General features: G+C 71.2%; 10 protein-coding genes. 2 read left to right on the top strand and 8 right to left on the bottom strand.

All coding sequences use genetic code 11. The features are described from left to right. Positions 1–4: 4 nt before the first annotated feature. The 4 genes from CLV43_RS40870 to CLV43_RS40855 are packed head-to-tail and all read right to left on the bottom strand — an operon-like array spanning position 5 to position 3,775. Positions 5–1,006: an ABC transporter permease gene (locus tag CLV43_RS40870; RefSeq protein WP_106195273.1), complete on the bottom strand. Its 1,002-nt coding sequence runs from the start codon at positions 1,004–1,006 to the stop codon at positions 5–7. Beyond that, complete coding sequence (locus CLV43_RS40865; RefSeq protein WP_106195377.1) at positions 1,003–1,767, bottom strand: ATP-binding cassette domain-containing protein; 765 nt, start codon at positions 1,765–1,767, stop codon at positions 1,003–1,005. The genes CLV43_RS40870 and CLV43_RS40865 overlap by 4 nt, the downstream gene beginning before the upstream one ends. Before the next feature lie 20 nt (positions 1,768–1,787). Beyond that, positions 1,788–2,795 (bottom strand): class I mannose-6-phosphate isomerase, encoded by a 1,008-nt coding sequence (locus CLV43_RS40860; RefSeq protein WP_106195270.1) that lies wholly within the window; start codon positions 2,793–2,795, stop codon positions 1,788–1,790. After that, positions 2,792–3,775, bottom strand: a complete 984-nt coding sequence (locus CLV43_RS40855; RefSeq protein WP_106195374.1) for a LacI family DNA-binding transcriptional regulator — start codon at positions 3,773–3,775, stop codon at positions 2,792–2,794. Before CLV43_RS40855 ends, CLV43_RS40860 begins: the two co-directional genes overlap by 4 nt. Positions 3,776–4,023: 248 nt before the next feature. Here CLV43_RS40855 and CLV43_RS40850 point away from each other — a divergent pair, with 248 nt between their 5' ends. Further along, positions 4,024–6,222, top strand: coding sequence for a GH92 family glycosyl hydrolase (locus tag CLV43_RS40850; protein WP_245887374.1), 2,199 nt, complete (start codon positions 4,024–4,026; stop codon positions 6,220–6,222). Here CLV43_RS40850 and CLV43_RS40845 read toward each other — a convergent pair. Further along, positions 6,219–7,217, bottom strand: a complete 999-nt coding sequence (locus tag CLV43_RS40845; RefSeq protein ID WP_245887372.1) for a hypothetical protein — start codon at positions 7,215–7,217, stop codon at positions 6,219–6,221. The two genes, CLV43_RS40850 and CLV43_RS40845, sit on opposite strands and share 4 nt — an antisense overlap. Before the next feature lie 152 nt (positions 7,218–7,369). Between CLV43_RS40845 and CLV43_RS40840 the strand changes: the two genes are divergently transcribed. Then, positions 7,370–8,950, top strand: coding sequence for an alpha/beta hydrolase (locus CLV43_RS40840; RefSeq protein ID WP_106195265.1), 1,581 nt, complete (start codon positions 7,370–7,372; stop codon positions 8,948–8,950). Between the two features lie 388 nt (positions 8,951–9,338). Here CLV43_RS40840 and CLV43_RS50260 read toward each other — a convergent pair whose 3' ends face one another. The 3 genes from CLV43_RS50260 to CLV43_RS40825 form a co-directional block, all read right to left on the bottom strand. Next, positions 9,339–12,470: an amidohydrolase family protein gene (locus CLV43_RS50260; RefSeq protein WP_106195262.1), complete on the bottom strand. Its 3,132-nt coding sequence runs from the start codon at positions 12,468–12,470 to the stop codon at positions 9,339–9,341. A gap of 67 nt (positions 12,471–12,537) precedes the next feature. Beyond that, positions 12,538–13,194 (bottom strand): response regulator, encoded by a 657-nt coding sequence (locus CLV43_RS40830; protein ID WP_106195259.1) that lies wholly within the window; start codon positions 13,192–13,194, stop codon positions 12,538–12,540. Next, positions 13,191–14,837 carry a GAF domain-containing sensor histidine kinase gene (locus CLV43_RS40825; RefSeq protein WP_245887370.1) on the bottom strand — a complete coding sequence of 549 codons (1,647 nt, stop codon included), beginning with the start codon at positions 14,835–14,837 and terminating at the stop codon, positions 13,191–13,193. Before CLV43_RS40825 ends, CLV43_RS40830 begins: the two co-directional genes overlap by 4 nt. Between the last annotated feature and the right edge of the window lie 441 nt (positions 14,838–15,278).

Raw genomic sequence — 15,278 nt, 5'->3', positions numbered from 1 at the left:
CCTCCTAGCTTCGGTCTCGCGCCTTGCGGCGCGACTGGTCGAACCACACCGCGGCCACCAGCACGATCGCCACGGCGATCGGCTGCCAGTACACGTTGACGCCCACGATGACGAAACCCTTGCGCAGCACCGCGGGGATGAACACGCCGAAGATCGTCCCGACGATCGAACCGGCACCGCCGAACAGCGACGTGCCGCCGAGCACCACACCCGCGATGGCGTTGAGGTTGTCGGTGTCGTGCCCGGTGACCGACGCGACCCGGAAGTACGCCATCGCCATGAACCCGGCCAGCCCCGCGAGCACACCGGCCAGCAGGTAGACCGCCATCAGGTGCCGGGTGACCCCGATGCCGACCCGCCGGGCGGCCTCCTCGTTGGAGCCGATCGCGTAGGTGTGCCGCCCGAACCTGGTGGTGCCCAGCAGCAGCGCGCCCAGCGCGGTCACCACCGCCGCCAGGATCACCAGGTTGGGGACGCCGAACGTCGTGCCGGTGCCGAGGTTGTTGCTCAGCACGTTCGGCACGCCGCTCACGTTGGAGCCGTTGGAGATCAGCTGCCCGGCGCCGAGCGCGGCACCGAACGACCCCAGCGTCACGATCAGCGGCGGGATCTTGGCCTTCGCGATCAGCAGCCCGTTGAGCAGGCCCCAGGCCGCGCCGCTGGCCAACGCCACCAGCAGCCCGACCACGACCACGCCCCAGCCCGCGTTCGTGGCGTCGCCGCCGTTGAGCGAGTTCATCGTCATCGCCGACGTGACGCCGGAGAACACCAGCACCGACCCGACGGACAGGTCGATCCCGGACGTGATGATCACGAACGTCATGCCGACCGCGAGCACCAGCAGGACCGACGTCTCCACGAGCGTGGTCTGGAGGGTGAACACGGTGAGCACCGCGTCCGGCCGCAACGCGCCGAACACCGCGATCAGGAGCAGCAGCACCAGCGCGATCCACAGCGTGTTGGTGCCGACGAGCCGCTTGGCGAGGGACTTCCGCTGGGGCGTCATCCGGCGTCCTCCTGGGAGAGCGCGCCGGTCATGGCGCCGACCAGCTCCTCGACGGTCGTGTCGGCGGCCCGGAACCGGGCCACCCTCTTCCCGAGCCGCAGCACCTCGACGCGGTCGGACACCGCCAGCACCTCGGGCATGTTGTGGCTGATCAGCACCACGGCCATGCCCTGGTCGCGGACGCGGCGGATCACGTCGAGGACGCGTTCGCGCTGCACCACGCCGAGCGCGGCCGTCGGCTCGTCCATGAAGACCAGCTTGCTGGCCCACACCACGGACCTGGCGACCGCGACGCTCTGCCGCTGCCCGCCCGAGAGCGAGCCGATCGGCACGTCGATGCTCTGCAGCGTGACGCCCAGGTCGTCGAACGACCCGATCGCCCGCCGCCGCATCTCCTTCTTGTCCAGCACGCCCAACCAGCCGAGCACACCGGGCTTGCGCAGCTCCCTGCCCAGGAACAGGTTCGCGGCCGGGTCCAGGTCCGGAGCCACGGCCAGGTCCTGGAACACGGTCTCGATGCCGAGCGCCCGCGCCGCGACCGGCGAGTCCAGCTCGACCGGTCGCCCGTCGAACGCCACAGTGCCGGAGTCCGGCCGTTCGACGCCGGACAGGCACTTCACCAGCGTCGACTTGCCCGCGCCGTTGTCGCCGATCAGCGAGACGACCTCACCCGCGTACGCGGTGAACGAGGCTCCCCGCAGGGCTTCCACGCCGCCGTAGTGCTTGACCAGGTCACGTGCGTCCAGCAGCGGGTCAGCCACGGCCACCCCGCGCTCCCTGACTACCCCGCCACCCTCGGCGGCCTGCATCGGATCGCGACGAGCTCACCGTTGAGCACCTCCTCACCAGCACCGTGCGGGACGACGACCGTGCTGCCCTTGCGCAGCGGCACGTCGCCGAGCGTTCCCTCGCCGTCGAGCACCACGAGCACCGCGAACGACGGTTCGAGGACCAGCGACCCGCTCACCTGGAGCCGGTCGGCCCGGAAGAACGGGTCGGCCTGCTCGGAGAAGAGGTTCACCACCTCGGCCGGGTCGCCACCGGTGCGGCGGATCAGCGAGTCCAGCGTCTTGGCCCACCCGGAGTGGTCGACGCACTCCAGCGCCGTGTCGTAGCCCAGCCCGAGGTGGCCGATGTCGGCGTTGGCGAGGAATCCCTTCCACTCCAACGTGACCGAGAAGTCCGTCGGCTGCTGGAGCTCGACGATGAACACGCCCTCGCCGATCGCGTGCGGCAGCCCGGCGGGCACGAACACCGTGTCGCCCGCGGCCACCTGGACCGGGTTGAGCGCGGCGAGCATCTCGTCGGTGTCCTGGGCGGCCACCCACGACTCCAGCCGCTCGTCGGTCACGTCGTCGCGGAATCCGATGTAGACGGTCGGCTCCGGCCCGCTGGTGCCGACGACGATCCACGACTCCGTCTTGCCGTGGCGGCAACCGAGGTGCGCCGAGGCGAAGGCGTTGGACGGGTGGCAGTGCACCGGCAGCCGCTGCCCCGCGTCCAGGAGCTTCACCAGCAGCGCGGTGTCCGCCCCGAACTCGGCCACGTGCGCGGCACCCAGCCACCCGGTCGGGTCGGCCGCCACGGCGTCGCGCAGCAGCGTGCCGTCCGGCAGCACGGTCAACCCGGCGTCGTCGCGGCCGTAGAGGGTCGTGGTCGACGCCACCCAGTCCTCCGGGCCGAAGTCGGCCGACGCGTCACCGCGCAGCGCCGCTATCGACGCGCCACCCCGGTAGAACTGCCTGGGCTGGTTGGCCGGTAGTAGGACTGGTCTGTCACCGGAGCTCACGCACGAACCTCCCCTGATCCACGTGGTACCAAGCGCACCGGCAGCACGACGCGGCGCGGTGGCGAGCTGTCGCCGTCGAGTCGGGCGAAGAGGAGGTCCCCGGCGGCCTTGCCGAGCGCGCTCGCGTCGTGCGCGATCACGCTCACCGGCGGGGAGAGCAGGTCGGCGAGCTCGAAGTCGTCGAAGCCCACCAGCGCGGGCCGCTCGACGACGTTCGCGAGCGCGCGCAGCACGTGCACGGTGATCCGGTTGTTGCCCGCCACCAGCGCCGTCGGCGGCTCGCGGAAGCCCTTCAACCGGTGCAGCGCGGAGGCGATGCTGCGCTCGTCGTGCGGGCCCATGACCACCAGGTCCTCCTGGTAGCCGACCCCCGACCGGACGCAGCCCTCGCGGTAGCCGCGCAGGCGTTCGTTGGCGGTGAAGATGTCCGGGGCGTCGCCGAGGAAGGCGATCCGCCGGTGGCCGTGCGCCGCGAGGTGCGCCACGGCCTCGATGGTGCCGCCGATGTTGTCCACCAGGACGGTGTCGGCGACGACGTCACCCGCGGGCCGGTCCAGGAACACCACGGGTGTGCCCGCGCGCATCTCGGGCACGAGGTAGCCGTGCTGGAGCCCGGCGGGCACGATCAGCAGCCCGTCGACCCGGCGGGAGCAGAACTCCAGCGCGAGCTCGCGTTCACGGGCCGGGTCCTCGTCGGAGGAGCCGGTGATCACCTGGCGGCCGCGCAGGCGGGAGATCTCCTCCACGGCGCGGGTGACCCCGGAGTAGAAGGGGTTGGCGACGTCTTCGAGGACCAGCCCGATCGTGCCCGTCGACGACCCGCGGCGCAGGTTGCGCGCGCTGAGGTTGCGGCGGAAACCGAGTTGGTCGATGGCCGCGAGCACGCGCTCGGCGGTCGCCGGGTGCACCCCCGGCTCGTCGTTGACGACACGGGACACGGTCTTGATGCTGACGCCTGCCAGCCGTGCGACGTCGTTCATGGTCGCGCGACGCACCTTGCGCCCAGCCGCGCCCGCCATCGGGGGCGCACCACTCGCGGACAACGTTGTCATAGTGGCGGCATTTCACACCGATCCCACGCCTCCTGTCAACGGTTCCGAACCGGTCAAGCAGGTCAAGCGCCCATCCGCAGCAGACCGAATGGTGCGGGCGGCGGTCGACAACGGTGTCAGCAGGGGTCCACGTCCCGCCGGGTGGCGCCGGTGATCGGGATCACGATAATGACCGGGTGACCCCTGCCGAGCCGATCGCCGCCGTGAACACGTTCATCGGGACCAAGGACGACGGGAACACGTTCCCCGGCGCCTCGATGCCGTTCGGCAAGGCCCAGTCGAGCCCGATCGGGTCGCACTACGCGGGCTACCGCTACGACGACCCGGTGATCCGCGGGTTCGGCCACTTCTTCCTGTCCGGCGCCGGCTGCTGGGAGCAGGGCGGGCTGGTGTCGATCCTGCCGGTCACCGGTCCGCTGCCGAAGACGTTCGACCACGCGCTGTACGGCTCGCGCTACTCCCACGACGGCGAGGTCGGCAAGCCCGGCTACTACCGGGTCGAGCTGGCGGGCGGCATCGAGGTCGAGTGCACGGCGACCCCGCGCTGCGGCGTCGAGCGGTTCACCTTCCCCGAGGGCGTGCCGGGCACGGTGCTGGTGAACGTCGGCCAGGCCAACGACAAGGAGCCGGTGTTCGCCAGCGCGATCCGGGTCGTCGACGACCGCACGCTGGCCGGAACCGTGACGGCGCAGGCGTTCTGCGGCGGCAAGCCGTACGTCACGCACTTCACCACGACGTTCGACCGTCCTTTCCGGACCTCCGGGATCTGGGGCGGCGCCTCGGGGGCGTCCGGTCTGCGCGGCGCGTGGGTGGGCTTCGACCCCGGCCCGGTCACCGCGGCCACCGCCCTGTCCCAAGTGGACCCGGCGGGCGCCGACCTGAACCTGGCCGAGGCGCGCGGGAGGTCGTTCGACGAGCTGCGCGCGCTCGCGGAGGCCGCGTGGCGCGAGGAGCTCGGGTCGGTCGAGATCGACACCGACGACCCCGTCGACCGCACGGTCTTCTACACCGCGCTCTACCACGTGCTGCTGCAACCGTTGACGGGCAACGACGTCGACGGCCGCTACCGGGGCTTCGACCGGGAGGTGCACGAGGCGGACGGGTGGACCTACCACGAGTACTTCTCGCTCTGGGACACCTACCGCGGCCACAACCAGCTCCTCGCGCTGCTGCGACCGGAGCGGGCGCGGGACGTCGCCCGGTCCTTGCTCGCCGTGCACGAACAGGGCGGCTGGCTGCCGCGCTGGGCGTACGCGAACCAGGAGACCAACACGATGACCGGCGATCCGGTCACCCCGTTCCTGGTCGACCTCTGGCGCTTCGGCGCCTTGGAGGGGATGCAGGAGCAGGCCTACGCGGCCCTGCGGAGCAACGCCACCGGCGTGCCCGGCGCGTCCTCGCCGTTCGAGGGCCGCGCGGGCAACCCGACCTACCTCGCGCGCGGTTTCGTCCAGTACGACAAGGACTTCCCGCGCAAGGGCCAGGACGTCGACCCGCACCACGGCGCCTCCGCCACCCTCGAGTACGCCCTCGCCGACTCGGCGCTGGCGATCATGGCGAAGGCGTTGGGCCACGACGAGGACGCCGCCGCGCTGGAGGCCCGCGGCCTCAACCACCGCACCCTGTGGGACCCGACCGTGACCGACCGCGGCTTCACCGGCTTCCCGCGCCCCAGGCTCGCCGACGGCCGCTGGCTGCCCTCGTTCACCCCGCAGGGCGACGACGGCTTCCACGAGGGCACCGCCTGGCAGTACCAGTGGCTGGTCCAGCAGGACGTCCCCGGCCTGGTGGAGCGCCTGGGCGGCCAGGAGGCGGCCGAGGCCAGGCTGGACGACTTCTTCGCCTACCCCGACCTGGTCGCCGACCCGGCGGGCACCGCCCGCGACAAGTGGGTCGTCGGCCCGTACGAGTACTACAACCAGTTCCGCTACAACCCCAACAACGAGCCCGACCTGCACGTCCCGTGGATGTACGCGCTCATCGGCAGGCCGTGGAAGACCTCGGCCGTGGTGCGCGCGGCCCACACCCTGTTCGTCGACGGCCCCGCGGGCGTCACCGGCAACGACGACCTCGGCCAGATGTCCGCCTGGTACGTGCTCAGCGCCCTCGGCCTGTACCCGGTCGTGCCGGGGACCGGCCGGTTCGTGCTGCACGCGCCCCGCTACGCCCGCGCGGTGCTCCACCTGCCGGGTGCCGACCTGGAGGTGCGGGCGCCGGGGGCGGACCCGACGCGGCTGCAGTACGTGCGCGCCCTGACCGTGGACGGCACCGACCGCGACGAGGCGTGGGTCGACGTCGAGACCCTCCGGTCCGGCGCGACGCTCGCGTTCACCCTCACCGACGACCCGGCCGAGGCGACCTGGGCGACGAGCTAGAGGTACTTGTTCGCCAGCTCCGAGTACTCCTTCTCCACGTCGGAGGCCAGGTAGGCGACGTAGGTCCACGGGATGTCGTGCACGTGGTCGCGCATGCCGAGCAGGTGGCGCTTGGCGCGCGGGCCGTCGTCGGCCAGGGCGAAGGCGGCCGCGAACAGGTTGTGCGCCTGCAACGCCCGCGGGTGGGCGCGCGGGACGGCGATGGCCCACTTGTCCGCCGCCTCGGCGATCTCCTCGTGGACCTTGCCGAAGTACCGCATCTTCAGCGACGCCACCTTCAGCGCGCTGCGCGACTGCACGGCCTCGGCGAACTTCTCCAGGAACACCTCGAAGTGCGCCAGCGGCAACATGGCGACCACCGGGTCACCGGGGGCGGCCGCGTCCACGCTGCCCTTGGCGAACGCCATCATCTCCTCGGTCGACCCGCCCCACTTGGGGGCCAGGATCTGCGCGCGCACCCAGTGCGCCGGGTACAGCGTCGGGCAGCGCGCGACGATCTCGCGCCACACCTCGTCCTTCTGGCCCCGGTCGACCTGGAGCCCCATGCCGGTGGTCTGGAGCTGCGCCCACGGCACGGCGTCGCGCTCCAGCAGGTTCGCTGCCTCGTGCAGCGGCGACACGGCCTTGCGCAGGGTCGCGAAGAACATCTTGAACCGGTCCTCGCCGATGTCCTCGGCCCGGCCGGTGCCGCGCACGGCCCACGCCTCGCCGATGAACGACGCTCCCGCCAGCAGCCACAGGTCGGGGTCGGTGTTGCCCTTGGCGAGCTCCAGCAGCTCGTCGGCGTGGCCGACGGCGTGGTCGCGCAGCACCTCGAGCCGCAACGCGCGCAGCTCCGGCTGGTCGCGGCACTCGGCGAGCACGGTCGTGGCCGCGCGCAGGTGGCCCGCGTCCATCTCCTCGGCCGCGATGTCGACGATCGGGTCGTCGTAGGTGTGATCCCGGACCACTTCGCGGGCGACCGCCACCGGGCGCTTTCTTCGGAAGATCCCCACCCCACGACAGTACTTACCCGCGGCTGGGCTGCCCAGGTCGTCGGCCGGGAAATGGCGTAGTCCTTCCGATCCACCAGGTGTCGACTTTCGACCGTTGTGGCGGACCTCACCGCGGCGATGAGGTGGGGGCTCGCACGTTCTGAGGGGGATGGATGCGAAAAACACCACTGATGGTGATGGCCGTGGTCGGCGCGCTGCTGGGCGGGGGACTGCCCGCGCAGGCGCAGGAGGCCAGGGTGCCCGACCGGTACCTGGACCAGCGGATCGAGTGGAAACCCTGCTTCGACCCGGCCAACCCGCCGGAGGGGCTGCCACCCGGCGGCGAACGCCTGGAGTGCGGCACCTACCAGGTGCCGAGGGACTGGCGCCGGACCGGTGCGCGGACCGACATCACGATCGCCGTGAGCAGGCTCCGGCCGGTGGGCGGCGAGGCCAGGGGCAGCGTCCTGACCAACCCCGGTGGACCGGGCGGTCCGGGCCGGACGATGCCGCTGCTGTTCCTCGGGCAGCCCAAGCTGCTGGCGAGCATGGAGGTCATCGGGATCGACGTGCGCGGCACCGGGGAGAGCTCCAACGTCACCTGCGGCGGGTACGACTGGAGCACGCTGGCCGACCCGCGCGACCGGAGCAGGGCCAACCTCAAGCAGCTCAACGACAACGCCGAGCAGCAGGCGCGGGCCTGCCAGGCCAGCTCGGGCGAGTTCGGCGAGGTCGTCAACACCGAGCAGACCGTCCGCGACCTCGACCTGCTGCGGCACCTGCTCGGCCGCGACAAGGTCAACTGGGTCGGCTACTCCGGCGGCAGCTGGCTCGGCGCCTACTACGCGACCTACTTCCCGCAGCGCGTGGACAAGTTCGTGATCGACTCGAACGCCGAGTTCACCTCGACGTTCCAGACCGTCTTCGAGTCCTTCGGCTACGCCTTCGAACGCCGCTTCCGCACCGACTTCCTGCCGTGGGTGGCACGTCACGACGACCTGTACCACCTCGGCACGACCGGCGAGACCGTCAGGCAGAACTACGAGTACGCACGGGCGAGGCTGGCCGCGAACCCGCTCCCGCTGGGTGACGGCTCACAGCTGACCGCGATGCTCCTGGACCTGTTCCTCGTCCGGGTGCAGTACTCGAAGACGTCCTTCCAGACCGGCGCCGAACAGCTCTCGGCAATCCGCCAACTCGTCGACCAACCAGCCCTCACCACGTCGTCCACCACCCTCGGCCGCTTCCCCGACGCCCCCAACGCCACCCTCTACTCCGTCATCTGCAACGACACCCCGTTCCACGGCGACCGCGCCTACCTCACCCGCGAATCCGCCCGCCAGGGCGCGCTCTACCCCCTTGTCGGCTACTACCAACTAGCCGCCCCCTGCGCCTTCTGGCACCGCCCACCCCTACAACTCAAACCCCCCACCGGCCACGGCGTCCCCCCGATCCTCATGGTGCAATCCGTCCGCGACCCCGCCACCCCGCTGGAAGGCGCCCAACGCGCCCACCAACGATTCGCAGGCTCCCGCCTGCTCACCGTCACCGACGAGGGCGACCACGGCATCTACGCCTTCGGCAACACCTGCGTCGACACCATCGTCGAATCCTTCATCATCGACGGCAAAACCCCCCAACACGACCTGACCTGCCCAGGCACCCCAATCCCAGAACCAACAACAGGACTGACAACCCAAACCACCCACCCCGTGGGCGACCCACTCCAGAAATACGCACACCTGCTCAACTGACCAACAAAAACAACAAAAACAACCCAACCCAACCAACCCCACCCCGATGGGCGCAGCCCGCCAGCGCGCATCCGGCGCGAAGCGCCTGGGGCCTTGTCCGCCGCGCAGCAAGGATGCCCTGTCCGCCGCGCAGCGCGGATGCCTTGTCCAACGGCGAAGCCGAGGATGCTTGGTCAGGCGCAGCCTGATGCTGGCGAAGCCAGACTCCCCCTCTGCCCCCGATCCACAGCGCCCTCCTGCCCGATCTTCGTTGTCAAGACAGCTTTATCGTCTTGACAACGAAGATCGGGCATTGAGACAATCGCGCGCCGGGGGCCGGGCTTCCCCCTTCCCCAACCCCACTCCTAACGGCAGCTCACATCAACAGCACTGCATCAACAGCACTGCATCAATGGCAGTAATGCACATCCGACTCCGACTCCCCATGCCACCAGAACAACCCAGGATCCGCACTCCCATACGCCACCCCAGTCACCCCAGTCACCCCACCAACCCCAGCAGCCTTAACCCCACCCCCGAACCCCCCGGCCAACTCCTCCACCCGATGCACAACCCCGTTCACCACAACAACCCTCACCGCCGCCACAGCCCTGATGTCCCTCAACGGATCCCCCTCCACAGCGATCAGGTCCGCCAACCTCCCCGCCTCCACCGTCCCCAACCGCTCCCCCAACCCCAACCACCGCGCGGGATTCCGCGTAGCGGTCGTCAGCGCCTCCAGCGGCGTGAACCCGTACCGGACCATCGCCCGCAGGTTCTGGTGCAGGCTCAACGCCACGTCGTCCAGCGGCGAGTCCGTCCCGGAGATCACGAACCCTCCCCCGCGGTGCACGGCCAGCAGCATCGCGACGTTCCCCTGCAGCGCCGCCGCCACCTGTTCGTTCGTCGGTGTCTCCCGGCCCGCGTCCGCCACCTTCGCCGCCAGCTTCGCGTACTCCCAGGGCGGCAGCAGCGCTTTCGTCCGCGGGTCTTCGAACAGCGACCGGTCTTCGCGGTAGAGGATCGCCGAGTTGAACAGCGTGGGTGTCACCGACATCCCGGATGCCGCGAACAGCCCCGTCGTCTCCCGGTAGGTGCGCCCCAGCCTGCTCGTGGTGTGCGAGTAGCCCAGCCGGTTCGTGGCACCGGTGTGCTCCATGCCGTCCATGCCGACCGCCACCGCCGGGTACAGGTAGTGCGAGCTGAGCGGCATCCCCTTGCGGTGGGCCATCTCCACCACTTTGCGCTGCGAGGCGACGGGGAGCCGCACGTAGGTCTTGATCAGGTCGTAGTCCAGCTCCACGGCCCTGGAGAGCTCCAGCGCCAGCTGGGCCTCGCTGGTCGTGGGGCGCATGAAGTTGTAGTAGACCCGGCTGCCGTCGACGGCTTCGCCGGTGGCGAGGTAGCGCGGTCCCAGCAGTGCGCCCGAGTCGAGCGCCTCCCTGGTCTCCAGCATCTGGTAGGCCGGGTCGCCGGGTGACCGGGTGGTGGTGATGCCGTAGGACAGCCAGAGCCTGCCCTGCCGTGCGCCCCACTGCCGTCCGCGCAGGTGCCAGTGGTTGTGGGCGTCGATCAGGCCGGGCATCAGCGTGAGCCCGGAGGCGTCCACGACGGTCGTCCCCGCCGCCCATTCGCGGCGGTCGTGCACGGCCGCGATCCTGTCGCCCTCGACGACGACGTCGACGTCGCGGCGCAGGGAACCGCTCTTGCCGTCCCACAGCGCGCCCGCCCGGATGACGGTGCGGCCGCGCGGGCGGGACCGGGTCCAGGTCAGCGGGAGCTCGACGGTCCGCGCGCGGCCGCCGTCGAGGCCGATCAGCTTCAGCCTGCCGTTGTTCAGGTACAGCAACGACTTCGAGTCGCCGCTCCACGACGGCGCGTCGCTCGCCTCGCGGGTCAGCTGCCGGGGCTCGCCGGTGAACGTGCCGCGCGCGTCGACCGGCACGACCCAGACGACGCTCTCGACCACGAACGCGATCCACCTGCCGTCCGGCGACCACACCGGGCCGTCGTCGCCCCTGGTCGACAGCGACCGGTAGGGCATCGGCTCGACGTAGCGGACGCTCCCGTCGTCCAGGCCGACCAGCAGGACCTGGCTCGTGCCCTCGCGGAACCGCTTCGAGAACGGCTTCACGGCCGCCAGCGCCAAGGTCCTGCCGTCGGCCGACCAGGTCGGGCGGCCGGGCTGGAACAGCGCGGGCAGCACCTGCCGGGTGGTCGCGGCGGCGACGTCGTAGACCCAGGTCGCGCCGTCGGCGTCCTGGTAGGCGATCCGGTTGCCGTCCGGCGCCCAGCGCGGCGTGACCTGCGCGCCCGCCAGCGCGGTCAGCCGGGTGTCCGCGCCGGAGGCCACGTCGTGGCGCCACAGGGCGGCCGTGCCGCCGCGGTCGCTCGCGTACACCAGGGCGGTGCCGTCGGGGTGCCAGTCGGGGTCGGAGTTGAAGTACCCGTCGTCCACGACCTTGCGCGGCCGACCGCCGACGGGCAGCAGCCACAGCGCGTTGAGCGCCCGGAACGCCACGGTCTTCGCGTCCGGCGACAGCACCGGGCCCGCGATCCCCTTCACGGCGTGCTCCGCGCGCGAGGACACGTCCCGCTTCGCGCGCCGGTTCTCGTGCGGCCGGTACTCGACGGTCGCGTCGAACGGCACCGCGGACTTCGCGCCGGTGGTCAGGTCGCGGGTGCGCAGGCCGCCGTCGGCGGTGTAGAGGACCGTGCTCGCCGACACCCACTCGACCGGGAAGCAGAACAGGTCCTCGTCCCGCGTCACGACCCGGCCGTCGACCACGAGGTCGGTCTTCGCGCCGCGCAGCCTCGTGTAGCTCAGCCTGCCGTCGGCCGCGAAGCCCGGCCCGAGCAGCCGGGTGTCGGCGACCGGCTCGACGAGCCGCTGCCTGCCGCCCGCGAGGTCGACGGCGTCGATCGCGGTGCCGTCGACCGTGCACACCACGCGGGTGCCGTCGGGCGACCAGTTCGGCTCGCCCTCGTCGGAGTCGGTGCTGGTCAGCTGGGTCTGCCTGCCGGTGGCCAGGTCGTGCAGCCACAGGTTGTAGCTGCCGCCGACGTCGCTGGTGAACACCAGCTTCGTGCCGTCCGGCGAGAACCGCGGCTCGCGGTGGTCGTTGAGACCGGTGGTCAGCTGGCGCAGGCCGCGGCCGTCGACCCCGATGGTCCACAGGTGGAAGTTGCCGTCCCGGTAGGACTGGAACACCACGGTCTTCGAGTCCGGCGAGAAGTGCGGCCGGGTGGCGTCCTGCTCCACGTCGGTGAGCCTGCGGGCCCGGCCGCCGCCCGAGGGCAGCACCCAGATCGCGGTGTAGAGGTCGATCGCGACCAGCTTGCCGTCGGGCGAGAGGGCGGGAGCGATACCGGTGCCCTCGCGGGCGGTGAAGCGGTGGCCGCCCGCCTCCTCGACGGCGGACGCGCTGGCCGACGCCGGGGTGGACGTCGCGTCGGGCACGCCGACGAACGCGGCACCGCCGAGCACGGCCGCCCCGCGGAGCAGGCCGCGACGGGTGAGGTTCGAGTGATCAGAGTCCATGTCAGTCCCCCGGGATGAGCGATGGTGATCCACGGCCACCGTACCCAGGTTGACATGTCAATCGTAACTAGATCGCCGGACTCGACCCGCTGTCACGCCTTCGTGCGGCGTACACGCCCGCCTCGGTCCGGCGGTCGAAACCGAGCTTGTGCAGCAGCGACGACACGTAGTTCTTGACCGTCTTCTCGGCCAGGTACAGCCGGTGCGCGATCTGCCGGTTCGTCAGCCCCTCGGCGATCAGGTCCAGGATCCGCCGCTCCTGCGGGCTCAGCGTCGCGTAGCGCGGGTCCTCCTCCGGCCCGCTGCGCAGCCGTTGCAGCACGGTCGCGGTCACGCCCGCGTGCAGCAGCGACCCGCCCGCCGCCAGCGTGCGCACGGCGGCGACCAGGTCGTTGCCGGACACCTGCTTGAGCATGTACCCGGCCGCGCCCGCCATGATCGCGCCGAACAGCGCCTCGTCGTCGGAGTACGAGGTGAGCATCAGGCACGCGGGCGGCGGCTGCGCCGTCGAGCGGATCTCGCGGCACACCGTCACCCCGTTGCCGTCCGGCAGCCGCACGTCGATGATCACGACGTCCGGCTTCAGCACCGGCGCGAGCGCGATCGCGGCCGCGGCGGTGTCCGCCTCGCCGACGACGGTGATGTCGGCCTCCACCGCGAGCAGCTGCTGGAGGCCGCGGCGCACGATCTCGTGATCGTCCACCAGCAGCACGGTGATCGTCATGGGCCCTCCTGGCCTTGGTCGTACTGCTGCACCAACGGCACCGACCACACGACGGACACGCCCTGGCCGGGTTCGGACTCCACGTCGCACCGGCCGGACCACCGGTCGGCGCGCGCGGACATGTTGACGAGCCCACCGCTGTGCCGGACCTGCCGTTCGGGCAGGCCCTTCCCGTTGTCCCGCACCACGAGCTCCACCCTGGTCGCCGCGCGGTCCACGGCGACGGAGACCGACACGGACGTCGCGCCCGCGTGCCGGGCGGCGTTGGCGAGCGCCTCCCGCAGGCTGGCCAGCAGGTCGGGGCGCACCTGGTCCGGCACGACCGAGTCGAGCGGGCCGTCCAGCGCGACCTTGGGCTCGAACCCCAGCAGCCGCGCGGACTCCCGCACCGCGCGCAGCAGCTGCCCCCGCAGGCTGATGCCGCCGCTGGGCGGCTCGTGCAGGGAGAAGATGGTGCGCCGGATCTCGCGGATCGTGTGGTCCACCTCCTCGATGAACCCGCCCAACCTGGCCGCCACGACCGGCTGGTCGACCGTGCCGTTGAGGCCCTGCAACCCCAGCCCCAGTCCGAACAACCGTTGGATCACGAGGTCGTGCAGGTCGCGGGCGATGCGGTCGCGGTCCTCCAGGATCGCCAGCCGCCTGCTGTCCTCCTGGACGCGCGTGAACTCCAGCACGAGCGCGGCCTGGGAGGCGAACGACTCCACCAGCTCCACGTCGGCGGCGTCGAAGGGGTGGTGACCGGTCTGCCGGGCCACCATCAGGACGCCCAGCACGCGGTCGCCCGCGGCCATCGGCACCAGGACCATCGGCCCCACCTGGGAGAAGTCCTCGACCAGGCGGGGATCCACGTCCAGCGGCCACGGGCCGTCCTGGACGGCGTTGTCCACGACCCTGCCGCGCCCCTCGGAGAAGACCTCCCAGACGACGGCGTTGGTCGGGACCGCGTAACCGTGCGCGTGCCTGCCGAGAGCCCCGTCCACCACCTCCAGCACGAGGTCGCCGCGGGCGTCCGGGAGCACCAGCGCGGCCACGATCCCGTCGGCGGCCCCACGGGCCTGCTCGGCCACCTGGTTCAGGGCCTCGCGACCGGAGATGCCGGTGAGGAGGGCGCTGGTGACCTCGTTCGAGGCGCGGTGCCACACCTCGCGCTGGCGGGTCTGCTCGTAGCGGCGGGAGTTCTCGATCGCGATGCCGGCGGCGTGGGCGATGGCGGTGACGAGTTCGGTGTCGACGGGGGTGAAGGGGGTGCGGGTCGCGTGGCGGGAGAGGCGGAGGGTGCCGAAGGGGGAGCCCTTGACGTGGACGTCGAGGGTGAGGGTGTCGGTGTCCGTCTCGGCGTGCGGGGTGCTGTTGGTGTTCTTCGTGTGGGTGTCTTTCGTGTGGGTGTACTCGAGGAGGCGGCGGTCGGGGCTGATGACGGTGAGGGAGGCGTGGTCGGCGTCGGCGAGGGAGCAGGAGGAGTCGACCACGCGGCGCAGGACGTCGGGGAGGGAGAGGTCGCTGGACAGGGAGACGAGGGCGTCGAGGAGCCGGTGCAGGCGCTCCTGGGAGACCAGGGCCTCCGGCGTGCGCTCGGCGAGTTGGCGCAGGAGGGTGTCTAGTCGCAGCGCGTGCGCGTCCGAACCGCCCGAACCGACCACGTGACCATCCCTTTCGTGGGGACGTGGACGAGGGTAACTGCTCTCCGTAGTCGGCGGGAGGGGATGGTGCTCGGACGGCGTAGTGGGGGTTCGGGTCCGGGGAAGTCTGGGCATCGGTTGCGTCGTAGTCACCAAGTGGGAAGCCCAGCCCCCGGCGCGCGATTGTCTCAATGCCCGATCTTCGTTGTCAAGACGATAAAGCTGTCTTGACAACGAAGATCGGGCAGGAGGGCGCTGTGGATCGGGGGCAGAGGGGGAGTCTGGCTTCGCCAGCATCGAGCTGCGCTCGACAAGGCATCCTCGGCTCCGCCGTTGGACAAAGCATCCTCGGCTTCGCCGTTGGACGGGGCATCCGCGCTTCGCGGCGGACAAGGCATCGGCTGGCGCCGACAAGGCCCCAGGCGCTGCGCGCCGGATGCGCGCTGGCGGGCTGCGCCCAAC

It is taken from the genome of Umezawaea tangerina (genome assembly GCF_003002815.1).
Classification (GTDB): Bacteria; Actinomycetota; Actinomycetes; order Mycobacteriales; family Pseudonocardiaceae; genus Umezawaea; species Umezawaea tangerina.
This window is presented reverse-complemented; position numbering and strand designations above follow the sequence as displayed.

Excerpts from the sequence above, each read along its gene's own strand:
- CLV43_RS40870 (WP_106195273.1), bottom strand. The coding sequence starts at position 1,006 with ATGACGCCCCAGCGGAAGTCCCTCGCCAAGCGGCTCGTCGGCACCAAC.
- CLV43_RS40855 (WP_106195374.1), bottom strand. The coding sequence starts at position 3,775 with ATGAACGACGTCGCACGGCTGGCAGGCGTCAGCATCAAGACCGTGTCC.
- CLV43_RS40840 (WP_106195265.1), top strand. The coding sequence starts at position 7,370 with ATGCGAAAAACACCACTGATGGTGATGGCCGTGGTCGGCGCGCTGCTG.
- CLV43_RS50260 (WP_106195262.1), bottom strand. The coding sequence starts at position 12,470 with ATGGACTCTGATCACTCGAACCTCACCCGTCGCGGCCTGCTCCGCGGG.
- CLV43_RS40830 (WP_106195259.1), bottom strand. The coding sequence starts at position 13,194 with ATGACGATCACCGTGCTGCTGGTGGACGATCACGAGATCGTGCGCCGC.